At 67.8% G+C, this 12,706-nt stretch carries 10 protein-coding genes; 4 read left to right on the forward strand and 6 right to left on the reverse strand.

The window, feature by feature from the left end:
* Positions 1-34 precede the first annotated feature (34 nt).
* Entirely contained in the window at positions 35-1,111 is a 1,077-nt protein-coding gene (locus LQ566_RS08505; RefSeq protein WP_231091183.1) for a COG1470 family protein, read from the forward strand.
* Here LQ566_RS08505 and LQ566_RS08510 read toward each other — a convergent pair.
* The 5 genes from LQ566_RS08510 to LQ566_RS08530 all read right to left on the reverse strand — a co-directional run bounded on the left by LQ566_RS08510 (position 1,108) and on the right by LQ566_RS08530 (position 7,088).
* Entirely contained in the window at positions 1,108-2,157 is a 1,050-nt protein-coding gene (locus tag LQ566_RS08510; RefSeq protein WP_372459782.1) for a LacI family DNA-binding transcriptional regulator, read from the reverse strand. The two genes, LQ566_RS08505 and LQ566_RS08510, sit on opposite strands and share 4 nt — an antisense overlap.
* A 132-nt stretch (positions 2,158-2,289) precedes the next feature.
* Positions 2,290-3,807: an arabinosylfuranosidase ArfA gene (arfA, locus tag LQ566_RS08515; protein WP_231091185.1), complete on the reverse strand. Its 1,518-nt coding sequence runs from the start codon at positions 3,805-3,807 to the stop codon at positions 2,290-2,292.
* Positions 3,808-3,887: 80 nt separating this feature from the next.
* Positions 3,888-5,231, reverse strand: coding sequence for an ABC transporter substrate-binding protein (locus tag LQ566_RS08520; RefSeq protein WP_231091186.1), 1,344 nt, complete (start codon positions 5,229-5,231; stop codon positions 3,888-3,890).
* A gap of 67 nt (positions 5,232-5,298) precedes the next feature.
* Entirely contained in the window at positions 5,299-6,192 is an 894-nt protein-coding gene (locus LQ566_RS08525) for a carbohydrate ABC transporter permease (RefSeq protein ID WP_231091187.1), read from the reverse strand.
* Complete coding sequence (locus LQ566_RS08530) at positions 6,189-7,088, reverse strand: carbohydrate ABC transporter permease (RefSeq protein ID WP_231091188.1); 900 nt, start codon at positions 7,086-7,088, stop codon at positions 6,189-6,191. Before LQ566_RS08530 ends, LQ566_RS08525 begins: the two co-directional genes overlap by 4 nt.
* Before the next feature lie 271 nt (positions 7,089-7,359).
* On the opposite strand from LQ566_RS08530, the gene LQ566_RS08535 reads away from it, so the two are divergent.
* Positions 7,360-9,693, forward strand: a complete 2,334-nt coding sequence (locus LQ566_RS08535; RefSeq protein WP_231091189.1) for a glycoside hydrolase family 3 N-terminal domain-containing protein — start codon at positions 7,360-7,362, stop codon at positions 9,691-9,693.
* A 21-nt stretch (positions 9,694-9,714) separates the two neighbouring features.
* Here LQ566_RS08535 and LQ566_RS08540 read toward each other — a convergent pair whose 3' ends face one another.
* Positions 9,715-10,482 (reverse strand): AraC family transcriptional regulator, encoded by a 768-nt coding sequence (locus tag LQ566_RS08540; RefSeq protein ID WP_231091190.1) that lies wholly within the window; start codon positions 10,480-10,482, stop codon positions 9,715-9,717.
* Positions 10,483-10,569: 87 nt separating this feature from the next.
* Between LQ566_RS08540 and LQ566_RS08545 the strand changes: the two genes are divergently transcribed.
* Entirely contained in the window at positions 10,570-11,355 is a 786-nt protein-coding gene (locus tag LQ566_RS08545; RefSeq protein ID WP_231091191.1) for a sulfite exporter TauE/SafE family protein, read from the forward strand.
* 159 nt (positions 11,356-11,514) lie between these two features.
* Positions 11,515-12,663 carry an SLC13 family permease gene (locus LQ566_RS08550; protein ID WP_372459794.1) on the forward strand — a complete coding sequence of 383 codons (1,149 nt, stop codon included), beginning with the start codon at positions 11,515-11,517 and terminating at the stop codon, positions 12,661-12,663.
* The last annotated feature ends 43 nt before the right edge of the window (positions 12,664-12,706 follow it).

Here is a 12,706-nt window from a genome sequence, read left to right on the forward strand (position 1 = left end):
TCCCCACACCGATCGGCCGCGCCGGGGAGTTCCCATGTCCACACGTATCGCCACCGCGATCACCGTCCTTCTCGTCGGCCTCGGGGTGCTCCTCGGGGCCGGCCCCGCAACCGCAGACGATGCGGCTGCCGACCCGCCCGCGGGCACCACCTGGTCTCTGCAACCCGCCTCGTCCGAAGCGGCCGACGGCCGGGTATCGCTCCGCCAGCACGTCGACCCCGGTGCGACGGTCGACGAGCACCTCGCCCTCACCAACCACGGCGCCGACGCGGCGCGCTTCGCGGTGTATGCGAGCGACGGCGTGGTCACCGACCGCGGCAGCTTCGATCTGCTCCCGAGCGACCAGGCCCCGACCGACGGCGGCTCCTGGGTGGCGTTCGGCGATGTCGCTGCGGCGCAGCCGCGCGACGGCGGCGGGTTCACGATCGATGTCGCCGGGGGCGCCTCGATCATCATCCCGATCCGCATCGCGGTCCCCTCCGATGCCGCGCCGGGCGATCATCCGGCCGGAATCGTGGCCGAGTTGCTGGCGGACGCCCAGACCCAGGTTCACCTGTCGACGCGCGTGGGCGTGCGCCTTCACCTCCGTGTCAGCGGTGAGGTCGTGGCATCGCTGGCGGCGAAGGATGTGGACGTGCAGTACCGTCCCTCCGCGAACCCGCTCGCTCCCGGCGCGGTCGCCCTCTCCTTCGACATCGCCAATCGCGGCAACGTACGCCTCGCGGCCTCCAGCACCGTCACACTGACGGGTCCGTTCGGGATGCTTCCCGTCCGTGCCGATATCGCCACGGGGCGGGAGATCCTCCCCGGGCAGACGGCGCACGCCGAGGCGTCGCTACCGGTCTGGCCGCTGCTGCTCGGCTTCGGGGAGATCACGTTGCAGCCGCAGCCGGTCGGCTCCGATGAGATCGACGTCGCCCTGCGCACGAGCACCACCGCCGTCACGGTGTGGACCCCGCCGTGGATCCATCTCGGGGTCCTGCTGCTCACCGTGCTGGCATGGTGGCTCATCCGTCGGCAGCGAAAGCGCTCGGCCGCGCGTGTGCAGGCCGCCATCGACGCGGCCGTGGCCGCAGCGCGCAATTCCGAGCGGGAGGCCATTCCGGCCTAGATCGTGGGCACGGCGTCGGTCGCGGGACCGGGGAAGCCGGTGGACTCCCGCCGCACGATCTCAAAGCCCGGTTGCACCGTGCGTGGCGGACGCCGATCGCCCTTCTCCTCGATCCGTTCGATGAGGAGGGCGACGGCGTCGCGTGCGATCTGCTTGCTCCCGGCGTCGACGCTGGACATCGAGGGCATGGAGAAGCGCCCTTCGTCGATGTTGTCGAACCCGATGACCGCCACATCCTCGGGGACGCGGAGCCCCGCCTCGCCGAGCGCCCGCAACGTGCCGAGCCCCAGAGCGTCGTTGAGGGCGAACACGGCGTCAAAGGGCACGCCCGATGCGATCAGCTCACGGACCGCCAGCACGCCGGCGGTCCGGTTCCAGTGCGGAGCCATGCGCACGAGGCGGGGATCGAGCTCGACACCCGCCGCGGCCAGCGCCTCCTCGTACCCCGCGACACGCAGGGTCGCCGAGCTGGTGTCGATGGTGGGATCGGCCTCGGCTCCGATGATCGCGATTCGTCGACGCCCGATCTCCAGCAGATGCTCGACGGCTGCCCGCGCGGAGGCGACGTTGTTCATGGTGACGTGGTCCGTCGGTCCACCGAAGATGCGCTCTCCGAGCAGGACCAGCGGAAAGCCGGTGTTGAGGGCTTCCGCATCGGCCTGACCGAGCGCGTACGGGCTGAAGAGGAGACCATCGGTCAGACGGAGCCGGCCTCCGCTGATCACCTGGAGCTCGCGCTCCCGATCGCCGCTGGTCTGCTCCACCACGACGCCCAGACCATGGGTGTCCGCGGCCCGGATGACCGCGTCTGCGAGCTCAGCGAAGTAGTTCTCGCTCAGAGCGGGAACAGCCAGCCCGATGACTCCCGTGCGTCCGGACCGGAGACCACGGGCGGAGAGATTCGGGCGATAACCCAGCTCGGCGATCGCAGCTCGGACGCGGTCGCGCATCTGCTGACGGACGTGCGGATAGTCGTTGATGACGTTCGAGACCGTCTTGATCGACACTCCCGCCAGACGTGCGACGTCGTGCATCGTCGGCTCCATCGCATCACTCCCCACGCGTCTGCGGACGTCCTCTCACTCTATCGTCGCCGCACCGCCGAACCCGCACGCCGAGACGCACCACGGCGGAGCCCGTCCGTGAACGGACCCCGCAGTGGTGCGTCTCGGCTGGGATCAGGAGTCGGCCGGCGCCAGGCGGATGACGGACCAGGACACGGGTGGCAGCACGGCGTGCAGGCGGTCGTGGGCGATCCCGGTCGTGGTGTTCGGCCGTGGCGCCACCGAGCTGTCGTCGTCCGCGGTCGCGCTCCAGGTGTGATCGGGATGGGACAGCGTGAGTGAGTCCACGATGCGCAGCGCTCTGAATCCGCCGAGGCGTGCCTCCAGCGCAAGCTCGTCGGTCGTGGACCGGTTCACCGCGAGGATCACGACCTCGCCGGTCGACGGATCGTGTGTGGCGACCGCGTCGATGGCGTCGACCTCGCCGAACTTGGTCGTGGGGATACGGGGCGATTCGATGGCGAGGCGAAGGACATCACCCTGGGCGAACCGCGAGGTCAGCGCAAAGGGATGAAAGATCGTCTGCTTCCAGGACCGCCCACCCGGCTCCGTCATGATCGGCGCGATCACGTTGACGAGCTGCGCCAGCGACGCGGCGTGCACGCGATCACTGTGGCGCAGCAGGGAGATCAGCAGCCCGCCGACCACCACCGCGTCGGCGACGTTGTACCGGTCTTCGAGCAGCACGGGCGCCACCGGCCAGTCATCGCCGGTGGGCGGTTGCGACTCCGCGCGGTGCTGGTACCAGACGTTCCACTCGTCGAAGGAGATGTTGATGGTCTTCGTGTGCTTGCCCGCCGCGCGCACCGCGTCGGCTGTCGCCGTCACCGAATCGATGAAGTGGTCCATGTCGACCGCACTGGCGAGGAAGGAGGCGAGGTCGCCGTCCTCCTCCCAGTAATAGGCGTGCGCGGAGATGTAGTCCACCTGCTCGTACGTCTCGGTCAGCACGATGCGCTCCCACTCACCGAAGGTCGCGATCGCCGATCCCGAAGAGCCGCACACCACCAGCTCCAGTCCCGGATCCATCATGCGCATGGCGCGCGCGGTCTCCGCCGCCAGGCGGCCGTACTCCTCGGCCGTCTTATGACCGACCTGCCACGGACCGTCCATTTCGTTGCCGAGGCACCACATCCGGATCCGGTGCGGGTCGGCCGTGCCGTTCGCGCGACGTCGTTCCGCCCACGCCGGGCCCGCCGGCACGTTGCAGTACTCCAGCAGGTCCAGCGCCTCCTGAACTCCCCGGGTCCCGAGGTTCACCGCCATCATCGGCTCGACCCCGGCCTTCGCGGCCCAGCGCATGAACTCGTCGACGCCCACGGTGTTGGGCTCCATGGAGTGCCAGGCCAGATCCAGCCGCGCGGGACGTTCCGCCACCGGGCCGGTGCCGTCCTCCCAGCGATAGCCCGAGACGAAGTTGCCGCCCGGGTACCGCACCGTGGACACCCCGAGCTCACGCGTCAGCTCGATCACATCCTCGCGAAACCCGTCCGCGTCAGCTCGGGGGTGGTCGGGGTCGTGGATGCCCGTGTACACGCACCGACCCAGATGCTCGACGAAAGCGCCGAACGTGCGACGACGGACGGGGCCGACGACGAATGCGGGGTCGACGGTGAGGGAAGCGGTGAGCATGAGGTGGTTCATTCCTTCGTGGGGAGTCAAGAAGGTGCGGGCGGACGAAGCGTCGCCCGCCCGCACCTCGGGGTGGCTGGTTACTGACCCAGCTCGTTCTTCAGGTCGGACTGCGCCTGTTCGAGCGCCTCCTTCGCCGGTGTGCCGGTCTCGTAGATCTCGTTGAGCGTCACCGTGCGGAACTGGTTGTCCACCTTGGGGAGGTTCTGGTTGGAGAACGACTGGAAGTGACCGATCCCGGACTTCACCGAGTTGAGCACGTCGAACAGGTTCGTCTGGAAGTACTTGTTGAACTTGTTGTCCGGGTTGTGCGTGACGGCCTCGTCCTCCCACACGGACATGTTCACCGGGTCGAAGCCGAGTACCTCCCACACGGCGACGTTGGCCTCGCGGGAGAGTTTCGCGTAGGCCACGAACTCGCTCGCCAGCTCCTTGTTCTCGCTCTTGTCCATCACCGCGGTTCCCGTCCCGCCACCACCGATGGTGAGCACGTCGGAGCCCGGAACCTGCGGCGCCGGGGCGATCGCGATCTTGCCCTCGAGGTCGGGCATGTAGTCCACGAAGCGCGAGGTGTACCAGGCGGGGTACACGATCGCCGCGAAGTCGCCCTTGTTGATGGCGCCGAAGGCCTCTTCGTTGTCGGGGCTGCCGCCGGGGATGGTCGAGAGCGCGCCCGCCTCCTTCATCCCCTGGAACATCTCCATGGTCTTGACCACCTCGGGGCTGGTGACGTCCACATCCCCCAGGCCGTCGTCGGTGAACAGCTGACCGCCGTTCTGCGCGATCGCCAGCGGCTCGGTGAAGAAGACTCCCGTGCTGGCCACGCTGAACGCCTTGCCCGTCGACGAGTTGTAGGTGGTGCCGGCCTTCGCGAAGTCGTCCCAGGTCTTGATGGTGGTGTAGTCGATTCCCGCGGCTTCGAGCAGCTCGGTGTTGTAGAAGGCCACGAACGCACCCACGTGCGTGGGGTAGCCGTAGATCTTTCCGTCCCGGCTGTACAGGTCCAGGCGGGCCTGCACGATGTCGTCCACGTAGGGCTGCGCCGCCGCGGTGAGATCGGCCAGCGGCGGCTTGTCACCCTTGACGAAGTTGCGGAACTTGCCGACCTCGATGTCGGCCAGGTCGGGAAGGCCCTGCCCCGAGTTCACGGCGAGCAGCAGCTTGTCGTGCATGTCCTGGTACGGGTAGACGGTGATGTCGAGATCAATGGCCTTGTCGGGGTTCTCCTCGTTCCACTTCTCGGCCATCTCCTCGTAGACCTGGCCGTGGAGTTCGGCGAACACCCACATGTCCAGCTTCGTGGCGCCACCCGCGGCGGCATCGTCGCCTCCGCCGGCGGGACCTCCGGAGGCGCCGCAACCGGAGAGGACTCCGACGGCGACTCCGGCCACGACGGCCGCCGTGGCGATCTGTCGAATGCGCATAGTGATACTCCTGACTGTGTGTTGGGGGTACTGCAAGGGGGGGTCGATAAGCCGATGGCGCGGGCCCTCAGCCCTTCACGGCTCCGGCGGTCATTCCTTCGACGAAGAACCGCTGGAATGCCAGGAAGAGGATGAGGATCGGGATCAGCGAGAAGAACGATCCGATGATCAGCAGCTCGTAGTTATTGCCGTAGGGCGTGAGCAGCGTGTTGAGACCGATCGGCAGCACGAACTTCTCCGGCGAGCGCAGCACCAGCAGCGGCCAGAGGAAGTTGTTCCAGATCGTCATGGCGTTGAGAATCGCCATCGCCGCAAAAGCGGGTTTCGCGATGGGGATGATCAGCCGGAAGAAGATGCCGAATTCGGACACTCCGTCCACGCGTCCGGCCTCCAGGATCTCCTTCGGTATCCCGAGGAAGTACTGACGGAAGAAGAAGATCGTGACCGCCTGCGCCAGGAAGGGAAGCACGACGATCCAGTACTGGTCGGCAGCGCCCAGGTCGTTCACCTGCACGTACAGCGGCAGCATGAGCATCTCGAACGGGATGGTCATCAGGATGATCACCAGGATGAAGCCGAGGCTCTTGCCGCGGAACTCGTACATCGCGAATCCGTATGCGACGAACGAGCTCACCAGCAGTGTTCCCACCACCTGCACGATGGTCAGTACCAGGCTGTTCCAGAACCACTGGAAGTACAGTCCCGAGTCGGTGAAGAGCATCGTGTAGTTGTCAACGCTCAGCTCGGAGAAGTCGATGGCGAACGAGATGCCGTTGCGGATCACATCGTTGCCGTCCTGGAACGTGCCCACGAAGATCGCGAACACCGGCACCAGGGAGATCAGAGCGATGACGATCAGGAACGCACTCTGGATGAGTCCGACGGCGCGACGACTCAGCGGCGGGCGCCGGGTTGCGGGGATCGCGGCAGTCTCGATGTCGGTGAGGGTGGGCCGGCTCATCGTGTGGACTCCTTCTTGAACGTTCCCGTCGCGGTGAGCTGGGTGAGGTTGATCGCGAGCACCAGCACGAGGAGCACCACGCCCACGGCGGAGGCGAAGCCGAGGTCGTTTTCCTGGATGCCCTTGCGGTAGAGGTAGCCGACGATGGTGAGCCCCTGGTTGTTCGGGGAGTTGTTTCCGGCGTAGAGCATGAAGCTCTCCAGGAACATCGCCAGACCGCCGTACACGCTGATGGTGGTGACGTAGACGATGGTGGGCTTGAGTCCGGGAAGGGTGACGTTGAAGAATTGCTGGATCTTGCTTGCGCCGTCGATCGATGCCGCCTCGTAGTACTCCGTCGGAATCGCCTGCATGCCGGCGAGGAAGTACATGGTGTTGACACCGGCCCACCGCCAGAGGGCGAGCAGGAGCAGCGCGCCGAGACCGGTGAGGTCTTCCCGGAGCCAGCGCACCGGGCCGAAGCCGAAGAAGTCGGCGATCTGGTTCATGAGACCGGAATCCGTCTCGGCGAACATCAGGCGGAAGACGATGCCGGCGACCACGACCGACGTGAGCGCGGGGACGAACAGCGAGGATTTGAAGAAGTTCTTGATCCGGCTGCTGCCCACCTTCGCATTGATGATGGCAGCGAGGATCATCGGGATCGGCACGAGCAGGATGAGCGTCAGCACCATGTAGCGAAGGCTGTTGAACATCGCCTTCCAGAACACCTGGTCCTTCCACAGCCGCTCATAGTTGGCGGTTCCGATGAACGTCGCCTCGCCGTAGAGCACCTCCTGGAAGCTCATGATCACCGAGCGTGCGACCGGGATCAGCCAGAAGACGAGCAACGTCAGCAGGAACGGCAGGATGAACAGGTAGGGCGCGAGACGCTGGTTGTAGAGCAGCTTCTTCATGCGAGGGCGGTTCCTCGGGCTCGATCGGTCATTGCACTTTCTTCCTTGAAGTGATGCCTCGACGGTGAGTTCTTCGCCGGCGGCGGCGACGACGGACGTCGAGTGTGTCGATCACGAAAACTCCGCCTGATACCGACGGGATCGCAATCTTCCTTGACAGAACGATGCTGTTCCGCCATAGATTTACAACGTTGCATATCAGTATCCACGATCTTCCCCGTCGCGCAAGTCATCGCGGGCGATCGGTGAAAGCGAAGGACGGAGAGAACCCATGTCAGGCGAGATCTGGCGCGACCCCGCGGTCGATATCGAGACGAGGCTCGACGCGGTGATCGCCGCACTGAGCCCGGAGGAGAAGGTTGCCCAGCTGGGCGGATTCTGGGCTGACCAGCGCACCTCGGACGACATCATCGCCCCGATGCAGGACGTCTTCTCGGACGGGCGGTCCCCCTTCGAGCACGTCACCCGTCACGGCATCGGCCAGCTCACCCGCGTGTTCGGCACGGCGCCGGTGAGCGCACGGGAGGGGATGATCCGGGTCCAGCAGTCACAGCGCCACCTGATCGAGAACACGCGCACCGGCATCCCGGCGGTCGTCCACGAGGAGTGCCTCACCGGCTTCACCACGCTGGGCGCCACCGTCTACCCCACGGCACTCGCGTGGGGCGCGACATTCTCGCCGGACCTCGTGGCGGAGATGGCCACCGCCATCGGGCGCGACCTCGCGGCCGTCGGCGTGCATCAGGGCTTGTCCCCCGTGCTCGACGTGGTGACCGATTATCGCTGGGGGCGCGTCGAGGAGACCATGGGCGAGGATCCGTACGTGGTGGCCACGCTCGCAGCGGCGTACGTCTCGGGCCTGCAGAGCGCGGGCGTCATCGCCACGCTCAAGCACTTCGCCGGGCACGCCACCTCGCGCGGCGGCCGCAATCATGCACCGGTGTCGATGGGCGAACGGGAACTGCGCGACCTCGTGCTCCCACCCTTCGAGATGGCGGTGCGTGAGGCCGGCGCCCGGAGCGTGATGAACTCCTACACCGAGACCGACCGCGTTCCGGCGGCGGCGGACCGATGGCTGCTCACCGATCTCCTGCGCGGCGAATGGGGCTTCGAGGGCACCGTGGTCTCGGACTACTGGGCCATCGCCTTCCTCAAATCCAAGCATGGCGTGGCGGCCACCATGGCCGAAGCCGGCCGTCTGGCCCTGCGCGCGGGGCTCGATGTGGAGCTCCCCGACATCTCTGCCTTCCTGGAGCTCTCGGCGGGCGACTCCACCCCGCAGCGCACAGCAGCGGACGTGGACACGGCTGTGCGTCGGGTGCTGCGTCAGAAGATCGAACTCGGTCTGCTGGATGAGGGATGGGCCCCCGCCGATCCCGCGGATCACGACCTCGACAGCGCGGAGAACCGGCGGATTGCACGAGAGCTGGCGGAGAAGTCCGTCATTCTTCTCGACAACCCGGGCGGTGCGCTCCCGCTGTCGCGCGCGACGTCCCGCATCGCGGTGATCGGGCCGTGCGCGGACGATCCGAGCGCCCTGATGGGCGCATACTCGTTCCCCGTGCACGTTCTGCCCCGCCATCCGGAGCGTGGCCTCGGCCTGGACGCGCAGTCCCTCCCCGATGCACTGCGCGAGCTCTTCCCCGTCACCGAGGTGACCGTGGCGCGCGGCGTACCCCTGCAGTTGCCACACGACCCCGAAGAGCTGTCCCGCGCCGTCGCCGAAGCCAGCGCAGCGAACGTCGCCATCGTGGTCGTGGGAGATCATGCCGGGATGTTTGGCAAGGGCACTTCCGGCGAAGGGTCGGATGCGCCCTCACTCGAGCTCCCAGGTGATCAGCGCGTTCTCGTCGAGGCGATCCTTGAGACGGGCGTTCCCGTGGTGCTGGTGGTGCTGTCCGGTCGCCCCTATGCGCTGGGCGGCTTCGTCGGTCGCGCCGCCGCCATCGTGCAGACGTTCATGCCCGGCGTCGAAGGCGCCGGAGCACTGGCGCGGGTGCTCTCGGGCGACGTGAACCCCAGCGGTCATCTCCCCGTCCAGATCCCGGCGGAGCCGACCGCGCTCCCCCACACGTATCTCGCTCCACCGCTGGGGCAGGACGGCGATCGCATCAGCAATCTCTCGATCGCTCCCGCCTTCCCCTTCGGACACGGCCTGTCGTACACCACGTTCGAGCTCGGCGACCTCTCGACCGATCACGCCGAGATCGCCACGGACGCAACTGTGGTCGCTTCAGTCGAGGTGGCGAACACCGGGGATCGCGCCGGCGAGACCGTCCTGCAGTTGTACAGCTCCGATCCCGTCGCTCAGGTGACCCGGCCCGTGCAGCAGCTGGTCGGCTACGCCCGGGTCGCGCTGGCAGCGGGCGAGCGGACACGAGTCGCATTCACCCTGCACGCGGACCGCTTCGCTTTCACGGGGCTGTCTCGAAGCCGGATCGTGGAGCCGGGCGAGATCGTCCTGTCGGCGGGATTCTCCGTGGCCGACCGGCCCGCCACAGCCACCGTGCTGCTGACCGGTCGGGTACGCGAAGTGCTGACACCCGTCCTCACCACGGGCGTCGTGCAGCTGTCCGCCGAAGAGTCCGCCGCCACAGCGCGTTGACGGCCCGAGCGCCCGCGCTCCTCAGGAGCGGCGGGCGCTCAGACTCGACGGAGTCGCGGCGAACTCACGAGTGAACGCCACCGAGAACGCCGAAGGTGACGCGTAACCGAGATCGGCCGCCACCTGCGAGACACTGCGATGACGCAGCATCGGGATCGAGGCCAGCAGCAGTGCGCGGGTGCGCCAGGCGGCGGGGCTCATCCCGGTCTCGGCGACGAAGCGCCGCGTGAGCGCGCGCTCGCTCATCCCGACGCGACGGGCCCAGACGGCGTTGGTGACCGCCGCATCGGGGTCCGCGACGAAGGCTCGGCACAGCGCGGCGAACGGCGCGTGCACCGGCAGCGGAACGTGCAGCGGCGTCTCGGGAAGCGTCGCGAGCTCATGCAGGATGAGGGCGATGAGGGCTCCGTCCCGGCCCTCCGGGACGTAGCCCGCGGGGAGGTCGGAGGCTGCCAGCAGAAGCTCACGCAGCATCGGGCCGACTCCCACCACCCGGCACGAAGCCGGCCACCAGGGAACCGCCGACGGCTCGATGTAGAGACTGGACGTCTGCACGTCGAGCATCCTCACGCGATGCGGGGTGCGCGGCGGGATGAGCACGGCGCGTTCGCCGGGCACGGTCCACGCGCCGTCGTCGGTATCCACCAGCATGGTTCCGGTGGCCGCATACAGGAACTGCGCACGGCGGTGCTCATGCCAGTCCAGCAGGTGTCCCGGCGGGTAGTCGGTGGCGATTGGCAGCACCGGTACCGGGAGGTGATCGACCACGGAGAGCGACACGTTACGCACGCCTTGAGCATAGGCGCCGGAACTCACATGTTTCCGCCCGTCATTCGAATGCCAGACGATCCGGATCCCGGTGTACTGGGTTCAGTGATGCTTCTTCTCCTCCTCATCGGCGTTCTCACCGGTCTCACCACGGTGCTCTTCGGCTTCGGCGGGGGGTTCGTCACCGTGCCGGTCATCATGTGGGTGGAGCTCGCCGCCGGAGCAGACGCCGGGCGCGTCGCCGTGGCGACGTCCGCCGTGGTGATGGTCACGGGCGCCGCCGTCGCAACTCTCGCAACACCGCGGGATGTGCTCGGCCGGTTGCGGGGGCGCCGGCTGCTGCTCGTGCTGCTCGGTGCCGGTGGGGCCGCGGGTGCCGCCATTGCACTGCACCTCCCCGCCCGCATCGCGTCGGTCGGGTTCGTCGTCTACCTGGCGGTGACCATCGTCGATGTGCTCGTCCGACCGGGCTTCCTGCGTCCCGCCGCGTCGACGGATCGGCGAAGCCGCGCGATCCCCGATGTGCTCGGGTTTCCGATCGGCACCGTCGCCGCCTTCCTCGGTGTCGGTGGCAGCGTGATGACGGTTCCCCTCCTGCGCAGGTCAGGGCTGGCGATGAGCGTCGCCACGGCACTGGCGAATCCGCTGACCCTCGCGGTGAGCATCCCCGCGACGGTCGTCTTCCTCACCGCGAATGCTGCCGCCGTGCCGGGCGGGATGCTGATGATCGGTGCGGTGGACGCGGGCGCCGCCTCCCTCTTGCTCCTCGGAGCGATTCCGACGATCATCCTGCTGCGGCGCCGCCCGCCGCGCATCCCCGACCGCGTCCACGCCTGGACCTACCTGGCTCTCCTGGTCGCGGCCGCCGCCGCGATGCTTCCACGCGTGCTCTGACCCGACGCTCGGCGTTGCGAAACGAGGAGAATGTCGCCGAAAGAGGACGGAAACCGTGGTTTGGTCCTCGGTTGGCGACATTCTCCTCGTTTCGCGGCACCCCCGCTTCGCGGGGCCATTGTTTCGCGGCGACGCCGGCGGGGTTCATGATTGATCCTTGTGATCCTTGCCCTCGTCGGCGGCGTGCTGCTCGTCGCCGGACTCACCGCGGTGGCGACCGGAGTTCTGCCCACAGCCGACGCCCTGCTCGTCGCCGATCGGGTGTGGCCCGTCCTGCTGTTCGTGCTCTCCGTCACCATCGTCGCCGAGCTCGCCGCCCTCGCCGGCGTCTTCGACGCGCTGGCCTCCCGGCTGGCACGGTGGGCCCGCGCGCGCGTGGTCGTGCTCTGGCTGCTGGTGGTCGCTCTTGCCGTCCTGGTCACCGCTTTCCTGTCGCTCGACACGACTGCGGTCCTGCTCACCCCCGTCGTGATCTCCGTGGCGCGCGCCAACGGACTGCGACCGCTGCCGTTCGCCTTCGTCACCGTCTGGCTCGCCAACACCGCGTCACTGTTCCTCCCGGTGTCCAACCTCACCAATCTGCTCGCGGCTCATACGCTCGACGGCGGCGACGCGGGCACCTTCGTGACCTTGATGTTCTGGCCCGCGGCCGTCGCGGTCCTCGTCACCGTCGGGCTGCTCTGGATCATCAGCCGACGCTCGCTGCGCGGCACGTTCGTCCCTGCACGACCGGTCGCCGTCAGCGATCTCACGCTGCTGCGGTTGTGCAGCGTGGTCCTGGTCGTGATGATGCCCCTCCTGGTCATCCTCCCGCCGTGGCTGCCCGCGACGCTCGCCGCCATGCTCATGCTCGCCGTGTTCACCCGGCGAGCGCCCGGCACGGTGCGGTGGACGCTGGTCCCCTGGCAGCTCGTGGTGTTCGCATCCGGACTGTTCCTCGCGGTGGCCGTGCTGGAGCAGCTGGGATCAGCCGCACTCCTGGCCTCCGTCGTCGGCAGCGGGGACGATCTGCTCTCGCTCTGGCAGGTCGCGGGAGTGGGTATGCTCAGCGCGAATCTGGTGAACAATCTGCCCGCGTACCTGGCTCTGGAGGCCACGGCGGGCTCACCTGCCCGCCTGGCCGCCTTGCTCATCGGGGTGGGCGCGGGCCCGCTGATCACACCGTGGGCATCGCTGGCGACGCTGCTGTGGCATTCGCGTCTCAGCAGTCTCGGCGTGGCCGTCCCGTGGCACCGCTACATCCTCCTCGGCTGCCTGGCCGGCCCGCTCGTGGTCGCGTGCGCGGTGCTTCCGCTGGCCCTGGGCTGACACCGCGCCGGCACAGCGCCGGAAAGGAAACGCCGCCGAACGG

Source organism: Microbacterium nymphoidis, from assembly GCF_021044885.1.
Classification (GTDB): domain Bacteria; phylum Actinomycetota; class Actinomycetes; order Actinomycetales; family Microbacteriaceae; genus Microbacterium; species Microbacterium nymphoidis.